Source organism: Xanthomonas cissicola, from assembly GCF_008801575.1.
GTDB lineage: Bacteria > Pseudomonadota > Gammaproteobacteria > Xanthomonadales > Xanthomonadaceae > Xanthomonas > Xanthomonas cissicola.
This window is the reverse complement of the sequence record NZ_VZPL01000076.1, coordinates 1-19,456: the sequence shown is the minus strand read 5'-3', so window position 1 is coordinate 19,456 and position 19,456 is coordinate 1. Positions and strand designations below refer to the sequence as shown.

The 19,456-nt window shown below is 64.2% G+C and carries 6 protein-coding genes, 1 tRNA gene and 3 pseudogenes; 5 read left to right on the top strand and 5 right to left on the bottom strand.

Annotated features, from left to right (window positions below; all coding sequences use genetic code 11):
- Nucleotides 1-253, top strand: a pseudogene (locus F7R02_RS21180) (integrase core domain-containing protein); the annotation flags it as partial.
- 15 nt (nt 254-268) lie between these two features.
- Here F7R02_RS21180 and F7R02_RS21175 read toward each other — a convergent pair.
- Nucleotides 269-1,051 (bottom strand): annotated as a pseudogene (locus F7R02_RS21175) (site-specific integrase); the annotation flags it as partial.
- 29 nt (nt 1,052-1,080) lie between these two features.
- On the opposite strand from F7R02_RS21175, the gene F7R02_RS21170 reads away from it, so the two are divergent.
- Nucleotides 1,081-1,157 (top strand) — tRNA-Arg (locus tag F7R02_RS21170).
- Between the two features lie 528 nt (nt 1,158-1,685).
- Here F7R02_RS21170 and pgaD read toward each other — a convergent pair.
- The 4 genes from pgaD to pgaA are packed head-to-tail and all read right to left on the bottom strand — an operon-like array spanning nt 1,686 to nt 7,224.
- Complete coding sequence (gene pgaD, locus F7R02_RS21165) at nt 1,686-2,132, bottom strand: poly-beta-1,6-N-acetyl-D-glucosamine biosynthesis protein PgaD (RefSeq protein WP_005916814.1); 447 nt, start codon at nt 2,130-2,132, stop codon at nt 1,686-1,688.
- Nucleotides 2,129-3,382 (bottom strand): poly-beta-1,6-N-acetyl-D-glucosamine synthase, encoded by a 1,254-nt coding sequence (gene pgaC / locus F7R02_RS21160; RefSeq protein WP_078591026.1) that lies wholly within the window; start codon nt 3,380-3,382, stop codon nt 2,129-2,131. The genes pgaD and pgaC overlap by 4 nt, the downstream gene beginning before the upstream one ends.
- 3 nt (nt 3,383-3,385) lie before the next feature.
- Nucleotides 3,386-5,284, bottom strand: a complete 1,899-nt coding sequence (pgaB, locus tag F7R02_RS21155; protein WP_078517721.1) for a poly-beta-1,6-N-acetyl-D-glucosamine N-deacetylase PgaB — start codon at nt 5,282-5,284, stop codon at nt 3,386-3,388.
- Nucleotides 5,266-7,224 carry a poly-beta-1,6 N-acetyl-D-glucosamine export porin PgaA gene (gene pgaA, locus F7R02_RS21150; RefSeq protein ID WP_078591025.1) on the bottom strand — a complete coding sequence of 653 codons (1,959 nt, stop codon included), beginning with the start codon at nt 7,222-7,224 and terminating at the stop codon, nt 5,266-5,268. The genes pgaB and pgaA overlap by 19 nt, the downstream gene beginning before the upstream one ends.
- Nucleotides 7,225-7,955: 731 nt before the next feature.
- On the opposite strand from pgaA, the gene F7R02_RS21145 reads away from it, so the two are divergent.
- The 3 genes and pseudogenes from F7R02_RS21145 to F7R02_RS27580 form a co-directional block, all read left to right on the top strand.
- Nucleotides 7,956-9,656 (top strand): ShlB/FhaC/HecB family hemolysin secretion/activation protein, encoded by a 1,701-nt coding sequence (locus F7R02_RS21145; RefSeq protein ID WP_078591024.1) that lies wholly within the window; start codon nt 7,956-7,958, stop codon nt 9,654-9,656.
- Nucleotides 9,657-9,726: 70 nt separating this feature from the next.
- Nucleotides 9,727-19,344 (top strand): two-partner secretion domain-containing protein, encoded by a 9,618-nt coding sequence (locus F7R02_RS21140; RefSeq protein WP_235857500.1) that lies wholly within the window; start codon nt 9,727-9,729, stop codon nt 19,342-19,344.
- A 44-nt stretch (nt 19,345-19,388) separates the two neighbouring features.
- Nucleotides 19,389-19,456, top strand: a pseudogene (locus F7R02_RS27580) (transposase); the annotation flags it as partial.

Sequence of the window (19,456 nt, the reverse complement as noted above, 5' to 3'; positions counted from 1 at the left end):
TGGCGTCGCACTACAGTACATCCAGCCGGGAAAGCCAAATCAGAATGCCTTCATTGAGCGCTTCAATCGTACGTTCCGCGAGGAAGTGCTCGACCTGAATCTCTTCGCCTGCCTCGACGAGGTGCGCGAAGCCGCCCACTGGTGGATGATCGACTACAACCAAGCAAGATCCCATGATTCGCTCGGCGGAATGACCCCGGTCGAGTACCGCAACAAGTACGCCGAAAGCTCTACTTTTAAAGTGCCTGCTTGACGGGGGAGCTTACGGCCCAGCATCAAGCTGCGCAACGATGGCGTTCCATTCCTCCTCGGTGAGCGTCCGGTCGCGCGCGTCATCCGAATTGAGCGATTTCAAGCTCTTGATCGGCGAGCGCAGATCAATCTGCCAGTTTTCGTGGGCAATCCGGAAGAGGTTTCGGATTGTGGTCAGGGCTCGCTTTTTGCTGCCCTGGGCCATAGGGAGCGTGGTGCCGTCTCGCTTGACCTTGATGTAGGCGTTCACGAACGAGCCGGCATGGCGCCCCAAGAAGTCATCCTGAGTCAAATCCTTGGCCAGCTTGCGGGTGAGGTGGGGCAGGCCGGTCTGGCTCAACCCAAGGCCTTTGCCACCTCCCAAGAAGAGATAGGCATTGGATTGGTCGGTCCTGACCGACGCGTGCTTGATGAGCCCATCATCGATCTCTTGGACAAACCGGCGCAAAAGATCCCCAAAGGTCCAGGCCTCTGCCGTGTGCGCGTAGGGCGTTTGCCGAAGCTCCAAGGAGGCGTGTTCTCGGCGGACATAGGCCTCGGCCATGAGCCGAGCAGCATCAATGTGATGCTCGGTATTCGGGGACGCCTTCGGGTCGATGGGGTAGCGCACCAGCGGGAACTTCAAGGCTTGCCCGTTGAGGGACCTTCGGATGCGCGCCTCCCACCTGAGTTGCCCATCCGTCCTGAGCGTCACGCCCGCCACCGAGCTAACGGCCTGGGAGGCCTTGATGCCGCGTGGGAGCGTGCCGCTGAAGGTCTTGGTGCGCCCAGGCTTGGCGGCTGTTTTGGCTTTGCTCACTTAGCGTCTCCCTGTATCCTTAGACAGATGGCCCCGTGGCACAATTGGATAGCGCGCGTCCCTCCTAAGGACGAGGTTGCTGGTTCGAACCCAGCCGGGGTCACCACTTTTTTGACAATCGGCATGACTAGGCCTGTCGTTACCACAGACTTGCCACAGTCAGGCTAGACTTCCACGCAAAGCCTTGTCCCGCTTGGGTCTTAGTCTAGCGACGTTGTCCCTCCTAAGGGGAAGGTCGCCCGTTCGAATCGGGCGGGGGTCACCAGATCGAGGTCGGCAATTCTCAGGGCCGCTTCTCACTTGCGCAGCCGCCGGATGCCGTGCCTCATGCGCATGTCTGCAGACTGTACTCATCAGGTTGCGTGACACATGGCTGCCTGACACCGGATATCTGCCGACCGATCTAGCCTCGATTCTCATCCGCGCTCAGGCAGCGCCGGGCGGGGGATCAGCCACAACTCCCCAGAACCCCGCAATTCTAATGAGTCAGATTTGAACGGGCTGCTCAAAAGTTTGCAGCGGGCTTGGCAGTGGCAGCCTCACAACCTTCAAGCTTGACCAGTGTTCGTAAACGAAGGCCTGCCTGCGCAGGCCTGCCACGTGGTCTTCCACCGGCCCTCGAATACTGCGTCTGTTACCGATGCCGCACCACCCGCACCGCCACCGGTCGTGCAAACTTGTCCATTGCCACCGAGGAGATGCGGCTATGCCGCAGCAGGGTGCCGAGTTGTTCGGTGGCGCCCAGACGCTGGTCGACGTCGGGTTCGGCGACGGTGCGCGGACGCTTGCGCTTGTCGGCGTTGACGAAGCGCAGGCGGTTGTATTCGGCCCAGCCAACCGTGGTGATCGCGCTCATCAAGGCGATTACCGGTAGGGAGCCCAAAGCGAACGGGTCCAGCGCGTTGTGTTGCAGATAGAGCTCGGTGTAGGCACTGCGCAGGCCGAAAAACCAGGCGATCAGCGTTGCCAGTGGTGCCCACAGATAGAAGTAGACCATCCATGCGCCGGCGGTGGCGGCGCCGTAGGCGAGGCGGCGCGAGCGGCCGAGGCGTTGCGGCAGGTTGATGATGGGCGGGGTCATTGGATTCCTCGGTCGGGGCTTTTCCAGCGAGCGCGCTTGTTGCGGCGCGCGAGCAAGGCACGTGGGAAGGCGATGACGGCGGTGAGCATGCCGATCATCCAGAACGCGGCCGGGTACCAGATCACCCAGAAGAACTGGCGGGCCAGGCCTTTTTCGTAGCGGCGTTCGATCATCAGGCTGGTGGCGAACTGCAGCAGGCAGACCACCGCCAGCACCAGGCCATGCCAGCGCGGCAGGATGGTGTCGACATACAAGGCCGGCGGCAGCGCAATGAACTTGCCGAGCAGCCACAGCACGATGATGAGCAGCATGGTGTACGCCCAGGCCAGGCTCAGCGCGTATTCCAGCAGCACTGCCCACATACGCCGGCTGCGCCATGCCAGCGCACGGCGGCCATGGCTCAGCAACACCTCGACACCGCCGCGCGCCCAGCGCAGGCGCTGCATCCACAGGCCGCGAAAGGTTTCCGGCATCAGGATCCAGCACAACGCATTGGGTTCGTAGCGGATATCCCAGCCGTCCAGCTGCAGACGCCAGGAAATGTCGATGTCCTCGGTCACCATGTTGTCGGACCAGAAACCGACGTGATGTAGCGCCGAGCGACGGAACGCGCAGATCACACCAGACACGGTAAACAGCCGCCCGTACACGCTTTGCGCGCGTTTGATCAGCCCGACGATGGCGGAAAATTCGCCTACCTGCATGCGGCCCATCAGTGTGGTGCGGTTGCGCACGCGCGGGTTGCCGGTAACGCCGCCCACGCGTGGGCCGGCGATCAGGTGGCCGACCATCCAGCGCGTGGCGTTCGGGTCCAGGATTGCATCGGCGTCCACGCACACCAGATAGTCCGAGCGCGCAGCCAGCGTGCCGACGCGCAACGCGTTGGCCTTGCCGTGGTTCTGCTCCAGATGCACCACGCGCAGGCGCGGGTGGTGGTGGGTGAGGTCGTCGAGTACTTCGGCAGTGCGGTCGGTGCTGCCGTCGTTGATGGCAATGATCTCGAAGTCTGCGTACTGCTGCGCGCTCATCGCCGCGATGGTTTCGGCAACGTGCTTGGCCTCGTTGTAGCAGGGCATCAGGATCGAGACGAACGGCTCGCTGGCCATCGGCGGTGGCTTGGATGGCCCGTGCGTGCCGCGCTCACGGCGCAGGTAGTAGTAGATGCCGCCGATCATCCAGAAGAACGCCATGATGATCGGGTAATAAAACGCAAAGTTGAACAGGGCGGCCAGTAGGAGGCTGGTCGTCATCGGTCATCGCTCGAGATAGGGAAATTGGCGAGCCGAGATGGCTTCGCGCGCTTCGGGCAGAGACGGATGACCACCGATGAAATCGTCGGGGTAATACGCCAGATGACGCACGCCGGCTGCCAGCAGCAGCTTGCTGTGCGCGAGCAACACTCCGTCGGGCAGCGGTTTGCCGCTGCGCCAGTCGAACGTCTGCAGTTCGAAGATGGTCTTGTCGAAACCGCGCGGCTGTTGGCCGACGCGTGTGGCCAGCTGCGTGAGCCAGGCATTCGCGTCGTTGGCTTGCTCCATGTACGGCATCGCCATCAGCGCGGTGTAGTCGTACGCGCTGGCAAAGGCCTCCAGACGCTGCGCGAACCAGGCCTCGCTGTGCGGTTCCAGCACCGGCTGTGCGAACAGATTGCGCACCGTCACCAGCTTCGGCCGCCAGCGTTCGGCGGCGGCTTTCAGTTCCTGGGTGAAGCCGATCAGTTGCTGCGTGCGCTTGGCCGGGTCGCCATTGCCGTAGGCCGGTATTTCGTCGTCGCGCAGGTAGGCATCGTCATGGAACAACAGACCTTCGAAGTAGGTATTGGCCGCGAGGTCTTCGTAGATGTCTGCCACCAGCTGGCGGGTGCGCGGGTTGCCTGGATCCAGGCGCGGCACATCCTTGGGGTCGTTACCATGAATCTGTAATGCGGCTTGTTGCTGCGCGTCGGGCAGATGGAAGCCGAGCACCGGCAACCAGGCGAAGACACGTACGCCGGCACGCGTGCGCAGCTGCCAGGCGACACGCCCGAACAGATCCGCGCGCATCGGGAGATGGCGGTTGGGGAAATACAGTGCATCTGCAGCGCCATCGCCATCCGGGTCGGCAAACGCTTGCAAGAACACATGGCTGGGGCCGATGTCCTTGACGCGCTGTACCAGCACATCGAGGTTGCGCTCCAGCTGTGCCGGGTCCGGGTCGTAGACATAATCCAGATCGACCTGGATCGCACGCACGCCGTCACGCGACAGATCACGCCGCAGTTCGCCAGCGAGATCGCGTACGTCGGGATTGTTGAACAGCAGCAGGCGGCCCAGGCTGGCCAACGATTGACCATCTACACGGTCGCGACCCTGCTGGCCGATATCGGCTTCGTGCGAGCGGCCTTCCAGGTCGAAGCTAAGCGTCATGCCCAGGCGCGCGGCGATCTCGTTGCTGGCGCGGTTGTAGGCAGCGTAAGGCCACACCATGGCGCGCGGCGGTTTGCCCAGATGCGCCACCATTGCGTCGCGACTATGGCGTAGATCGGTCTCGATCCGCTGACGATAATGCGCTTCGCTTTCGTACCCGTTGCCGGCATCCCAGCGCCGCGTGACCGCTGCCGGGGTTTCATTGCCGAACGGATTGCCCGGGATGCCTTTATGCAGGTCATCGCTGTGCGAGCCGATTTCGACCAGGCCGCTGTCCTGCATCTCGCGCAACTGTGCCCAGGTGACGAAATCGTCGCGGGTGAAATCGCGCGGGCCATAGGGCACGACCTGACCAGCCGGCAGTTCCACCCAACTGGTCACCGGTGCGACCAGCGCCGGATAGCCGTAGGCATGCAGCAGCGGGAACACCCGTGTATAGACACTGCGCAAGCCATCGTCGAAGGTCAGCAGCACCGGCCGCGAGGGCAGGGCACGCTTGCCGGCACGTGCATCGAGCACCTGTTGCACGCTGACCGGGTGGTACGCATGCGAGCGCAGCCAGTCCAGATGCGCGGCGAAATTGCTGGTGGACACCGCATAGCGATCGGGGTCGCCCTTGGCGGCGACGTCGTCGCGAATATCGTGGTAGCTGAGCACGAGCAGGCCCGCCTGCGCCGACGAGGCAAACGTCATCAGCAACAATGCGACCAGCAGCAGCGGCAGGCGGATCACGGCGTACCTCCCCATCGGAAATCAAGGTCCAATCCAAGTTGTTGTTCGCGCTGGCCGTCGTAGACCGGGCGCGACCAACTCACGCCGTAGCTCAATGCGCTGCCATCGCCCAGCGACCACAGATGGCGATAGGCAAGCGCAGGTACCCAGCGGCTGCCGAAGCCGGACTGGTAGGTCGGCCCGGCAGTCACTTCCAATCGCTGCCGAAACGCGTCGTCGTACCGGCGCCAGCCGATCTGTTCGATCCGTACGCCGGCGGCAACTGCAGAGCTATGGCGTGGATTGAAGTAATCGACCGCGCGGTCGTCTTCGGCGCGCCCGGCCGAGGCGGTGAACAGCCCATCGACCAGGACATGCGGGTTGGCCCACAGGCGTTGGCTACCGGAAAGATCCAGCTGATCGCGTCGATTGCCGTCGCTATAACGCAACTGGCGTGCCTGCAGTTCCCACCGGCTTTCGTCGCTGGGCGTCCAGCGCACGGCAGCGCCGATGCTGTCGCCGGTGATGCCCAGGCGGCGCGCCTGCAGCGAGGCCTCCGGGTCGCGTGTGCGCCAGGCGACGCTGCCATACCACGCATCGGAAAAGCGCCAGCCGGCATCCAGCGCCCAGGCAGTGCCGTCGCGATCGAAATCATCCAGGGCGCGGCCGCCGTACGCGCTGAAATCCAGGCGGTCGTAGCGGTAATGCGCACCCAGCCAGAAGCTGCGGTAACGCACGCGGGTGTCCTGGAAATCCGCCCAGTCATCGCGCGCGCGCAGGCCCACCCGCCAACGCTCGCCGAGTAACGGCGATTCGGCTTCCAGCAGCGAACTGCCGAAGTGATTGCCGAGCGGCGAGGTGCTGTTGGTCAGCGTGTCATTCTCGCTGCGTCCCCAGGCATGGCTCAGGTGCACCTGCCAGCCTCGTTGACGTTCCAGCGATGCGCCAAGCCGTTGCAGGCCGGCGTCGTCCGGATACTCCTGTTGCAGCGACGCGAACGCGGCATCCGCAAGATCCAGGCGATCAAGATCGCGTTGCGCTTCCACCACGCCGCTGCGCGCCTGTTTCTGATGCGGATCCAGCGTCAACGCCATCCGATTTCGCTGCAGTGCCCGCGTGGTCTGGCCGCGACGCGCTTCGATCGATGCCAGTGCCGCTTGTAGCTCGGCATTATCCGGGCCAATGGCCGCACGCTCGCGCAGCAATGCCTCCGCACCGCGATTATCGTTGGCCGCAGAACGTGCGGTAGCCAGCGCGATATCGGCGCTGAAGCGGTCCCAGTTTTCGTAACCGCTGGTGGCACCTTCCCGGCGCGGCCATGGGGCTTGCGTGGCGGCCAGGGATTCGAATAGCGGCATTGCTTCGTCGAAGCGTTCCTGCTCCAGCAATGCGTAGCCCAGCAGCAATTGCGTATTGAAGTCGTTCGGTGAGTGCTGCAATGCTTGACGAAGCACGCTTTCGGCTTCGGCAGGGCGGCGCAGCCCCATCAGCGAATCGCCCACCGTCGGCAGCACGTATGCCGGCACATCGACGCCTTCGGCACGCAGCGCCTGATAGTTGGCGATCACATCGCGGTGCCGCTGGCGTTGATTGAGCGCGACCAGGCTGTCCACGCGCAATCGTGTCGCTTCCCAGGCAGCCTGTGGAGGCGCGTCGCGCTGGATGCGGGCTGCATTGGCCAGCGCCTGATCGGTCTCGGCATAGCGATGCGTAGCATCCACCGGCTCGGCGCTGGCCCAGCCGATCATGCGTGCGACGCGGTCGTTATCCAGGCGCTCGCGTTCCTGCTGCGAAAACCAGTCCGGATGCCGCCACATCGCCTCGGCCGCGAGTTGCGCGCTGCCGAGGTCGCTGAGCGTGAGCGCGCGCATCGTGTAGGCGCCTCTATCGCGTGGGTCGGCATGCAAGACCCGCTCGTAGATGGCCAAGGCGTCCGCGTAGCGTTGCCGGCCGCGAAATTGCTCGGCCTGCTGCATGGGGGTGAGGGCAGTGGAGGCACCAGACACGTCCGCAGACCGCACTTCGCCGCTGTGCGCCTGTGGCACACATGCGGTGAACAAAGCGAGGCTGAGCAGAGGAGTGAGTGCGCCTGTACGGTCAGGACGACCGCGCTGCACGTGATTGCGTGAACAGGGGGAGGGGGAGATTCACGAGCGATCCCGGCTATGAAGTCCGGCGATACTGGGTATGCCGCAGTAAAGAGCATTTCATCACAATGTGGATGAGATGTTCATTGCTTCAGTTTGTTTGGCCTGGAACTGGTCTTGCCGTTTGAATGCGCGCGGGGGTTCATAGCAGGTGGCTAAATTTGTCCGCAGCGGGTTTCTATTCCTTATCTTCATTCAGAATTAATACCTGGGGATGATTCCATGCCCCTCATATGCCTGAAGAAGCATCTAACAGATGCGCCGGCTTATTTGCACGATGGCAGACATTGCGGGTACGTAGGGTCACTGATCATTGATTTGATGACGTGGGCGACTCGTCGCTAATCCGCTTTTTAAGTGATTTTCGTCACAAAATTAGAAAGGTCGGGTTTTTCTTACAGGGTGGCCCCTACATGGCGCGTTGACCGTTTTTTAACATTCCGTCACAGTTACACCGCATTTCAGCGTGCTGATGGATTGCGCCGCCGCTTTGGTGGCCAGGTACGTTGATGCGGGTGACGGCGCGCAGTAGCGCGACCGCCGCACAGGGGGCAGGACAGATGTGGATGCGATCGGCGCCCTTGGCGCTGGCGGTTTGCCTGTGGGCAATCGCCGGGCTGGCGGCTGCACAACAGTCGGCACCGACAACGCTGGATCGGCAGGAGCAATTGCGCCAGGCCGAGGAGATTCAGCGTCGCCAGGAACAGGAGCGCCAGGCGCCCTTCGCCGGCCCGCGCGAGGAAGCCGACCGTGTGGACGCGCGCAGCACCGTGCTGCCCAAGGAAGACCTGTGTTTTTCGATCACGCGCGTGCGCCTGTCCGGCGCGGGCGATGATGCGGCGCGCTTTGCGTGGTTGTGGACGTCGCTGCGCCGTTACCAAGGCCGCTGCATCGGGCGCGCCGGTATCGACATCATCCGGCGCCGCGCATTGGATCAGTTGGTTGCACGCGGATTGGTCACCACCCGCATCGGCGTGCCGGAACAGGATCTGTCGCGCGGCGAGCTACGTTTCGCACTGATGCCCGGCCGTTTGCGTGCGGTGCGCGTGGTCTCCGACACCGAAGGCGCGCACTGGAAAACCGCATTGCCGCTTCGCACGGGCGATTTGCTGGATTTGCGTGCCATCGAGCAAGCGGTAGAGCAGTTCAAGCGGCTGCCATCGCAGGACGCCAAGATCGATATCGCGCCGGGCGAGGCACCGGGCGAATCGGATCTGGTGATCACCTTGCAGCATGGGCGGCGCTGGCGCGGTGTGGCCAATGCCGACGATTCAGGGGTGGAGGCGACCGGTCGCGTGCAAGGTGGATTGGACGTTTCGCTGGATAACCCACTGGGTCTCAACGATCTGCTCAGCATTGGCTACAGCCATGACTTGGCCACGCGCGACGAAGAACGCGGCACACGCGGCAACAGCCTGAGTTACAGCCTGCCATGGGGATGGTGGACGTTTGCGCTGTCGGCATCGTCGTACCGCTATCACCAGCGCGTGGACGGGTTCTTGCAGACCTTCCGGTCCAGTGGCGAGTCTGGTAACGCGCAGCTGGATATTCAGCGCGTGCTGCATCGCGACGGCGCCAGCAAGACCTCGGCCGGTGTGGTGATTGGCCGGCGGCGTGCGCGCAGCTATCTGGATGGCGTGGAGATCGGCATCCAGCGCCGAGATACCAGCAGCGCGGAGTTCTACCTCACGCATCGGCGCTATCTGGGCGCGATGCAGCTGGACACTCGTCTGGCGCATCGGCGCGGCACGCCGTGGTTCAACAGCCAATGGACCGGCTACGACCCGCAGATCGGCTTCCCGACCTTTCGCTATGGGGTGACTACGCTGGACATCAGCACGGCCCTGCCGTTCAAGCTGGGCCCGGTGCCGATGGCGTGGGAAAGCAGCCTGCGTGCACAGACCGCTGGCGAACTGTTGCTGGGTTCGGAGTTCGTCACCATTGGTGGCCGTTACAGCGTGCGCGGTTTTGACGGCGAGGCGACGCTCGGGGCGGAAAAAGGCGCGTACTGGCGCAATACCCTCAGCTTCTCCGTGCAGCAGATCGGGTTGACGCCGTACCTGGGCCTGGAGGCCGGCCGCATCGATGGCACCAGCGCCAACGGGCTGCGCGGCCGCAGTCTGGTCGGTGGCGCGGTGGGTCTGCGTGGCGGTTGGTTCGGCGCCAGCGTCGATGCATTTGCTGGTTGGGCGATTCACCGTCCCGACGGATTTGGAAGTGCGCAGCCGGCCTACGGCGCGCGTGTGGTTTACCAGTTTTGACACGGATCGCGTCGCCAGCCGGCTGCGCGTTTGTTGATGGATGACGCCAACCGGCGGCGAGAGAGAAACGATGGACAACGAAGCGATGCGCGTGCGTGGTTACCTGGCCGAGCAGGGCAAGCGTGCGCTTGCACTGTTGCTGTGCTGCACGACCACCTGGACATCGTTTCCAGCATGGGCGCAGGTTGCGCCAACCGCCAACCCTGCAGGGCAGACTCCCGGTCAACAGGTCGCTGCCAATGGCGTGCCGGTGGTGGACATCGTCGCGCCCAATGCGCGCGGTATTTCGCACAACCGTTACAGCAATTTCAATGTCGGCCCGAACGGGTTGATCCTCAACAACAGCGCGCAGATCTCCAAGACCGAGCTGGGCGGTTACGTCGCCGGCAACGACAACCTGCAGCGCAGCGGCGCTGCGTCGTTGATCCTCAACGAAGTCACCTCGGGCAGCAGTCGCCTGCAGGGCTATACCGAAATCGCCGGTGCGAAAGCGCAGTTGGTGATCGCCAACCCCAACGGCATTTCCTGCGATGGCTGCGGCTTTCTCAATACCTCGCGCGTCACCCTGACCACCGGCACACCGAGCCTGGGCAGCGATGGTGCGTTGAACGGTTTCAGCATCACCGGTGGTGCGCTGAGCATCGGCCGCAACGGTCTGGACGCGTTCAACGTGGATCGACTGGATCTGCTGTCGCGTCAGCTCAGCGTAGACGGCTCGAACTGGACCAGGGAGCTGGTCGCCGCCGCTGGTGCCGGACGGGTGAATTACGACGGCATGCTGCTGGACGTCCTGCCAGGTGCCGACGGCGCCGCTCCTGCGATCGGTATCGATGTGGCGCAATTGGGCGGCATGTATGCCGAACGCATTCGCCTGATCGCCACCGAAGCCGGCGTTGGCGTGGTGAGCCGCGGCACGTTAGCCGCGCAAAGTGGCGACCTGCAGATCGACAGCGCTGGGCAATTGAGCCTGAGTGGAACCAACGTGGCACGCGATGGCGTGAATGTGCGTGCCACCGGGGCGCTGGATCAGCGTGGCGTGCTCGGCTCGCAGCAAGGCGAGGTGTCCCTGCGTGCGGCCAACATGACGCTTGCAGGCGACCTGGTCGCCGCCGGTGCGCTGGATGCGCAAGCCGGTGGCGTGGTGAACCATGTTGGCCGCAGTAGCGCGGGGGCGATCCGTCTGTTCGGTTCGCAACTGAATGCCGATGGCAGCTTGCACACCAACGGTGCGCTGGACCTGGGCGCTGATGGATTACTGAGCAGCAGTGGTGTGGCCTATGGCGGCGCGGGCGCGAATTTGCGCGCAGCGCAGATTGCATTGTCCGGTACCTTGCAGAGCGGCGCGGCGATTGCGCTGAATGCCACTACCATCGACGCGCTAGGCACGCTGGATGCGGCAACTGCGCTGCAGATCAACGGCAATGGCGATGTGCGTGTGGCTGGATTGGCGCAAGCCGGGCAGGGGATTGATGTACGTGCGGGTGGGCGCCTGGAACTGCAGGGGCAGCTGATCGCAGCCGATGCGCTTGCGTTGAACGCAGCGTCGATCGACATCGCACAGCGCGCTGCGGTGTCTGCAGGCAACGATCTGGACCTGCATAGCGCCGGTGCAGTCAACAACGCCGGTAGCGCGTATGCCGGCCGCGATCTGCGGTTACAAGCTGCCAGTGTCACCGCTGCAGGCAGTCTGTCTGCCGCACGCGATGCGCAGCTTTCTGTTGAAGGCCAATTGCTCAATAGCGGCACCATTGTCGCAGGCAATGCATTGAGCGCGGACGCGGCGCAGCTGCAAAGCAGCGGCGATATCGGCAGCCAGCGTGGCGATGCCACGTTGCGTAGTCGCGGCAATCTGCGCCTGAGCGGCAATACCGTTGCAGGCGGGGCATTAGCGTTGGATGCCGCAAGCGGCGCCCAGGTGTCGGGCACCGTGAACGCGGCCAGTGTCAACTTACGTAGCGGCGGCGATGCCAGCCTCTCCGGCACGCTGCAGAGCACGCGCGGCGCGCTGACGGTTGCCGCGGCAGGTGAGCTTGCAAACGATGCCGTCGTACGTTCGGCAGGCGCGCTCGATCTGCAGGCCGATGGCGTGGTGCGTCAGCGCGGCCAACTGCACAGCGATGGCGGGTTGCAACTGCGTGGCGGCAGTGTCGCCCATCACGGCCTGATCGATACTGGCGGTGACCTGCGCATCGCCAGCGTTGGGGCGCTGGCATTGGACGGCACCGTGCAGAGCGCAGGCAGTACGACCTTGACGGCGGCCGGCGCACTGGATAACAGCGCAAGGGTGGTCGCTGCTGGTCCACTGCAGGTGGATGCGGCCAGCCTGCGCAACGCGCAAGGCGCGGCATTCTCGTCTGGTGCCGATGCGCAGTTGCGTATCGGCGGCACGCTTGAGAATGCCGGCAGCATGTACGCTGCCAACGCATTGCAGATCAGTGTCGATTCCTTGATCCAGAACGGAACCGTCGGCTCAGGCAACACGCTGTCCGCAACGGTTGCCGGCACGTTCGACAATGCCGGCAATGTGGTGGCACGCAATGGGCTGCAGATCGATGCCGGCGACTTGCGCAGCAGCGGCCAGCTCGGCAGTGAAGCTGCAGGCGTCGTCTTGGGCAGCCAAAGCAATATCGCATTGCAAGGTGTGGTGGCTGCCGCAACCACCTTGCAGGCCAGTGCCGCGCGCGATCTGGAGCAGTCCGGCTCGCTGGAGGCGCAATCCGTAGCGCTGCGAGCAGGCCGCGACCTCGGCGCGAGCGGCACGCTGCACTCTGCCTCGACGTTGGACCTACAGGCGCAACGTGCATTGACTTTCGCTGCGCAAGCCCAGGCTGATGGCGACATCAGCATGCGCGCTGCCACGCTGACGACAGGCCAGGATGCGGTCCTGCAGGGCGCCGGTGTGATTGCATTGGATAGCGGCACGATTCATAGCCGCGGCAAGCTCGATGCAGGCAGCGATCTGCGTGTACGTAGCCTGGGCGACCTGACGCTGGCGGGCGTTGCGCAGGGCAGCGGCGATGTTGAGCTGACGGCTACCGGGGCGCTGACCAATGCAGCACAGGTCTTCGCCGGGCGCACCCTGACCGCGCAGGCACAAAGCCTGGAGAACACCGCTGCCGGCGTATTGGCCGGCGATGGGGATGTGGCACTCACCGCGGCAGCACAGTTGAGCAACGCCGGCCGCGTGCAGGCAGCCGGCGACCTGCAGATGACGGCGGCAAGTCTCGGTCAGAGTGGCAGCGCATCTGCCGGCAAGACCTTACGCGGCACAGTTGCCGGCACGCTGGATAACCGCGGCAACCTGATCGCCAGGGACGCGCTGCAGATCGATGCAGGCACGTTGCGCAGCACCGGCCAGTTGGGCAGCGAGCTGGCCAGTGTTGCATTGAGCAGCCAGGGCGCGATGCAGCTAGACGGTGTGGTTGCAGCCGCGACCGCATTGCAGGCATCGGCTGGCGGCGACCTGCAGCAAGCTGGTTCGCTCAAGGCGCAGTCGATTGCGTTGCAGGCCGGGCAAGACCTCACTGCCAATGGCAGCCTGCAATCCGCATCCACGCTGGATCTGCAGTCACAACGCACGCTTGCATTGAACGGTCAGGCGTCCAGTGCGGCCGATGCCACGCTCAATGGCGCAACCATCGCGGCCAGCGCTGCGGCGGTGCTGCAGAGCGGTGCGTCGATTACCTTTGCAGGCGACAGCATCGAGAGCCGTGATGCGCTCGATGCAGCGAATGATTTGACTCTACGTAGTGCGGGCGATTTGACGCTGGGCGGCGTAGCGCAGGCCGGTCGCGACATTGCGCTGACCGCAACAGGTAACTTGAACAACGGTGCCCAGGTGGTCGCCACGCGCGATCTGGGCGTGCAGGCTGCCAGTGCCACCAATGCGTCTGACGCAACCCTGGGTGCCAAGCGCGATTTGCGCGTCGACGTTGCCGGGGGGCTGGACAATCTCGGTAGCCTGCATGGAGAGCGCGGACTTTCGCTGACCTCCGGGTCGCTGTTGCAGCGCGGTCGTGTCTATAGCGGCGATGCGCTGTCGATCGCTTCCAACGGTGCGTTCGAAAACGCAGGCCAGTTGGTTTCTGGCAAAGCGTTGAGCATCACCGCCGGCAGCATTGTCAGTAATGGCCAGCTGGGCTCGGTGACCGGCGCGCTGACGCTGACCAGCCAGAACGACATCGCGTTGCAAGGCGTGGTGTCTGCCGCGACCACGTTGCAAGCCACGGCAGGGGGCGACCTTTCACAGGCAGGGACGCTCAGCGCACAGACCGTCGCGCTACAGGCTGGCCGTGATCTCGTTGCCGGTGGCACCCTGCAATCGGCTTCCACGCTGGATGTGCAAGCACAGCGCACGCTGAGCTTGAACGGGCAGGCGCAGGCCGGGACAGATGCCAGCCTGCATGGCAATCGCATCGCAACCGGTCGCGATGCCGTGCTGAAAAGCGGTGGTGCCATCACCCTGGACGGCGCCGCAGTCGACAGCCGTGGAACGCTGGATGCCGGGACGGATCTCGCAGTCCGCAGCACAGGCGATCTTGCCCTGGCGGGTGTTGCGCAGGCCAACGGCGATGTCGTGTTGAGCGCCAGCGGTGCACTGGGTAACGCCAGCCAGGTCTTCGCGGGCCGCGACCTTTCGCTACAGGCAGGTTCGATCAACAACGTAGCAGCCGGCGCACTTGCGGCAGCGGGCGGCGTCACGCTGGCGACAGGTGCATTGCAGAACGCCGGCAGCCTGCAGAGCGGCGGCGATCTGCGGATCACTGCAGCCAGCATGGACCAGAGCGGCACTGCTGTCGCTGGCAAGGCGTTGACCGCCACAGTCACCGGCACGCTGGATAACCGCGGCAGCCTCATCGCCAAGGATGCATTGCTGGCCGGAGCGGGCACGTTGCGTAGCAGCGGCCAACTCGGCAGCGAAGCGTCGACGGTGACGTTGACCAGCCAGGGCGAAATGACCTTGCAGGGCGTGGTCGCAGCAGCCAGCACGCTACACGCCGACGCTGGCGGCGATCTGCAACAGGCCGGTTCGCTCAAGGCGCAGTCCATCGCGCTGCAGGCCGGGCGCGATCTCACTGCCGCAGGCTCGCTGCAATCGGCATCGGGGCTTGATCTGCAGGCGCAGCGCGTACTTACGTTGAACGGCCAGGCGGTGTCCGCAGCGAATGCAACCCTGCGTGGCATGCAGATCGCGACCGGGCAAGCGGCAGTGCTGCAAAGCGGCGCTGCGATCAGCCTGGACGGCGCAGCGATCGACAGCCGTGGTGCACTCGGTGCCGTCACCGACATCGATCTACGCAGCACCGGCGATCTGGCGGTTGCAGGCGTGGTGCAGGCAGACCGCAACGTGGTGCTGAGCGCAACCGGCGCGTTGACCAATGCCGCGCAGGTCGTGGCCGGCGATGGATTGACTGCGACCGCAACCAGCGCGAGTAACACCGCGACGGGCGTGCTGCTTGCGCAAGGCAATGCCACGCTGTCCATTGCTGGCCTGCTCGACAATGCCGGTGCCGTGCGCGCCGGTCATCAACTCTCGCTTGGTGTCGGATCGCTACGCCAGACCGGTCAGGCCTATGGGCTCCAGCGGCTTGGTGTCAGCGCCAGCGGTGCGGTGGATAACCGGGGCGATCTGATCGGCGGCAATGCGTTGCGCGTGGAAGCAGCACAGCTGAGCAGCAGTGGTCAGTTGGGCAGCGAGCGTGGCGATGTGGCATTGATCAGTCGTGGCAACCTGCAGCTCGATGGCCGCTTGGCATCGGCAGGGGCGCTCACGGCACAGGCCGATGGCGCGCTGACGCAAAGCGGCAATTTGAGCGCAGCCAGCACACTTGACCTGCGATCCAAAGGTGATTTGACCGTAGCCGGCCAGGTCGCGGGTCAACAACTCACACTCGTCAGCGATGCGGTTGTACGCCAGCAGGGCACTGTCAGCGGGACCACGGTCGATGCGCAAGGCGCGCGCATCGAAAACGCCGGGCAAACCACTGCAGCGGGCAATCTCAGCCTTCGCGCAGGCGAGATCGGCATCACCGGTACGGTGGGTGCTGGCATTAACGCAGACGGCAGCCTGGGCAGCGGAAGCATGCTCAGTCTGGTTGCCGATCGTCAGCTCGCTGCCTCCGGCACACTGTTGGCAGGCGGCAACCTCACCGCGCAGGGCAGTCAGCTGCAGTTGGCCGGCGCCACCACGCGCGCCACCGGCAATGTGGCACTGACCAGCGGCGGTGCCCTCGATCACCGTGGCGGCAATCTGCTTGCGGGCGGCACGCTTACCGTGCAGGCCATCGGCGCTATCGACAATGGCCGCCTCAACAATGTGGGTGGGCAACTGCAGGCTAACCAGCTGAGCATCGATGGCGGAAGCCTGAGCAATGTCGGCGGTGGTCTGGTGCAGAGCGGCACTGGCGCGACCCGCGTGGTGATCGGGGGTGCCCTCGACAACACCGCCGGCACGCTCGCCAGCAACGGTCAGGATCTGACCATCACTGCTGCCAGCATCGAAAATGCGCAGGGCCGCATCGAGCATGCTGGCGCCGGCACGCTGTCGGTGACCAGCCGCGCTGCATTCGGCAACAGCAGTGGACGCATCCTGACGCAGGGTCAGCTGACCCTGGGTGCCAGCGGCGCCTTCAACAACCAGAGCGGCGCCATCGCGGCGGCAGGCGACGCAGGCGTGAGCGCCGCCAGCCTCAATAATCTGGCCGGGTCGGTGTCGGCACGGACATTGAACGTGCAAACCAGCGGCGCAGTCGATAACCGTAACGGTCTGCTGCAGGCAAGCGGTGGTGCGTTGGCCTTGCGTGCCGACAGCCTCAGTAATGCCGGCGGTACCGTGCAGGCGGTTGCCAATGCGGGCGCAGGCGGCGGTTTGCGCGTGGAAGTGAACCGCAGTCTGGACAATGGCAACGGCACGATCGGTGCCAGCACCGATGCGGTGATCACTGCAGAAAACATCAGCAGCATCGGCGGCAATCTGCAGGCCGGTCGCGACCTCGGCATCACCGCACGGGGCCAATTGGACAATCATCAAGCCGGCAAGCTCAGCGCCGGCCGTAATCTGAATGTGGCGGTCACCGGCGCGTTGCTCAATGGCGGCGGCCAGCTCGATGCTGGCAATACCTTGACCGCCTCTGCCGGACGGATCGACAACACCCAAGGCAGCATCGTCAACAACGGCAGTGGCCTGACCCGCATCACCACTGGCGGCGCATTGACCAACACCAGCGGCAATCTAGGCGGGCGCGGCAGTGTGGTGATCGATGCGGCCAGCATCGCGAACAATAGTGGCCAGCTGGTGGCAGGCGGCGACCTGATCGCCAATACCAATGCCTTGAACAACCAGGGCGGCAGCGTTTATTCCGGCGCCAACTTCCTGTTGCAGCGCGCAGGTGCCACGCTCGACAACCAGAGCGGCAAGATCAAAGCCGAGCAGTCGGTCCGTTTGAACCTGCAGAACCTCAGCAATGCCGGTGGCCAGATCGGTGCCGGCAGCGTTACCGGCGGCGCCGGCGATGTGGTTATCGACACGGTCGGCTTCGACGGTGGCGGCAGCATCCTCGCGCAGAACCTGCTTGATCTGACGCTGCGCAGCGACTACACGCACCGCGCCGGCGCCGACCTGGTCAGCAACGGGAACTTCAACCTGCGCGTGGGCGGCAACCTGGTCAACGAGTCCACGCTCAAGGCTGAGCGTACCCTGGATATCACCGCCAGCAGCATCACCAACCGCGGCGGCGCCAACATCCTCTCCAACGATACCCGTCTCAACGGTGGCAACGTCATCGACAACGCCGGCAGCGTTTCCGGCAACGGGGCGTTGTCGCTCGTTGCCAGCAGCGTTTACAACACCGGCAGCATCGTCGGTGGCAATGTCTCGGTGAATACCGGCACGCTGGTCAATGGCGCCGATCTGGGTGGCGCAACCGACAATGCGGCCTATGGTTCGGCCCTGCTGGGTTCCACCGGCAACATGAACCTGATCGTGCGAGATCAGTTGCTCAATCGCGATGCGCGCATCTTCAGCCTGGGCAATATCGCGATTGGTGGGGCGCAGGATGGTGGTGGCACCTTGGTATCGCGCACCGGGGTGGTGAATAACCTGTCGGGCAGTATTGAGGCCGACGGGAGCATCTTGATTGCGGCCAACCAGCTGAATAACCGGCGTCGTGTCGTTAACACAACCAGCGTTTCTACCGATCCCGGTAACGATGGTGTGTATGCGGGTGGTGAGCTGATCGAAGGCAAGGCGATCCGGAACATCCAGGGAGCCCGGGCCCCCTATCCTTACAAGGGGCTCGCGCCGGGTATTTATCGCAACTATCAGGTGATCCAGCAGGAGCAGCTGTCTTCGGCAAGCGCAGAGGGACGCATCGCGGCGGGCGGAAACATCCTGCTGTCGGGAAGCGTGACGAACAATGCCTCCACCATCGCTGCAGCAGGCGTGTTCGCTGCCAACCAGCGCGGTCTTGGCGGGCTCTCGGACGGGATGATCGTAGGCGGCGAGCAGCTACTCAACCAGGCGCTGGCGTTGAATCAGACGGTTCGACAAAGCGACGTGGAACACATCGTCACCGCGATCACCAACGACTGCATGCAGCCGGTCGGGCAGAAGGTCGTTTGCTATTACGAAGAAGAAGACCAGCGGCTGAGCTCCTCAACGGTCAGCAGCAGCTATATCGCCCTGGCCGCCAGCATGACCGGCAACCAAGGCGTCAGCATCAACGGCGCCAACATCAGCAACGGCGCTGTTGGTAGCGATGGTCGCAGCATCAGTGGCGCTTCGCTGACGGGTGTGGGCGCGCAAGGCGGCTTGAGCGGTCGCACCACGCAGAGCGCCGGCGGAGTGGGCGGTCAGGCCGTGGTTGGTCGCGCTAATGGCGGCGCGAGCAGCATCCGCGTTGCCACCGGCACCAGCGGCAGCGCAGGCACGCAAGTCGGCGCCAACACGCAGGACGCCACGCTCGCCACCTCGGGCGGCATCGTCAAGATGTCGGTCGCACCGGTGATGTCCAACGACAGTGGGCTGGTGCGCAGCAGCGTCGATCAGACGCATGTGCAGACCACCGCCGCCGGTACCGGTGTCACCGCCGGTGCGAACCAAACCCGCACGCGTGTCGATCCCGCCACCATCCCCGTCACCAACATCGTCGGCGGCGGGCAGACCTCGCTGACGCAGATCGATCTGCCCATCGGCGGCCTGTATCGCTTGTCCAGCGGCACGGCCACCGACCGCACCGCGATGGGCCGCGCGGCAACCAGCCTGGGCGGCATCAACGCCTGGCGCAGCAACGGCCCGGGCCGTCGCTACCTGATCGAGACCGATCCGCGCTTCGTCAACTACGACAACTTCATCAGCAGCGACTTCCTGCTGGACAAGCTGGGCGTGGACCCGGAGTGGACCCAGACCCGGCTGGGCGATGGCTTCTATGAGCAGCGCCTGGTGCTGGACCAGATCACTCAGCTCACCGGCCGCCGCTACCTGGGCAACTACGCCGATGGCGTGGCGCAGTACCGCGCCTTGCTGGAATCGGGCGTGGCCGCTGCAGGCCAGCTGCAATTGAGCATGGGCGTGGGTCTCACCGCCGCGCAGGCCGCTGCACTCACGCAGGACATCGTGTGGATGGTGGAGCAGGAGTACCAGGGCCAGACCGTGCTGGTGCCGGTGCGACGTCCACCCAATTTTGAGTAGCGCCTCAGTTTGGAGTCCAATTCCCTACCCCGAGGAGATTGGACGTGAAGAAACGTTTTACTGACGAGCAGGTCATCGGCTTTCTGCGCGAAGCCGAAAGCGGCGTGGCGAT

What these genes read in the sequence shown, in the direction of transcription:
- pgaB (WP_078517721.1), bottom strand. Translation starts at nt 5,284, where the DNA reads ATGGGGAGGTACGCCGTGATCCGCCTGCCGCTGCTGCTGGTCGCATTG.
- pgaA (WP_078591025.1), bottom strand. Translation starts at nt 7,224, where the DNA reads ATGCAGCAGGCCGAGCAATTTCGCGGCCGGCAACGCTACGCGGACGCC.
- pgaC (WP_078591026.1), bottom strand. Translation starts at nt 3,382, where the DNA reads ATGACGACCAGCCTCCTACTGGCCGCCCTGTTCAACTTTGCGTTTTAT.
- F7R02_RS21145 (WP_078591024.1), top strand. Translation starts at nt 7,956, where the DNA reads ATGTGGATGCGATCGGCGCCCTTGGCGCTGGCGGTTTGCCTGTGGGCA.
- F7R02_RS21140 (WP_235857500.1), top strand. Translation starts at nt 9,727, where the DNA reads ATGGACAACGAAGCGATGCGCGTGCGTGGTTACCTGGCCGAGCAGGGC.
- pgaD (WP_005916814.1), bottom strand. Translation starts at nt 2,132, where the DNA reads ATGACCCCGCCCATCATCAACCTGCCGCAACGCCTCGGCCGCTCGCGC.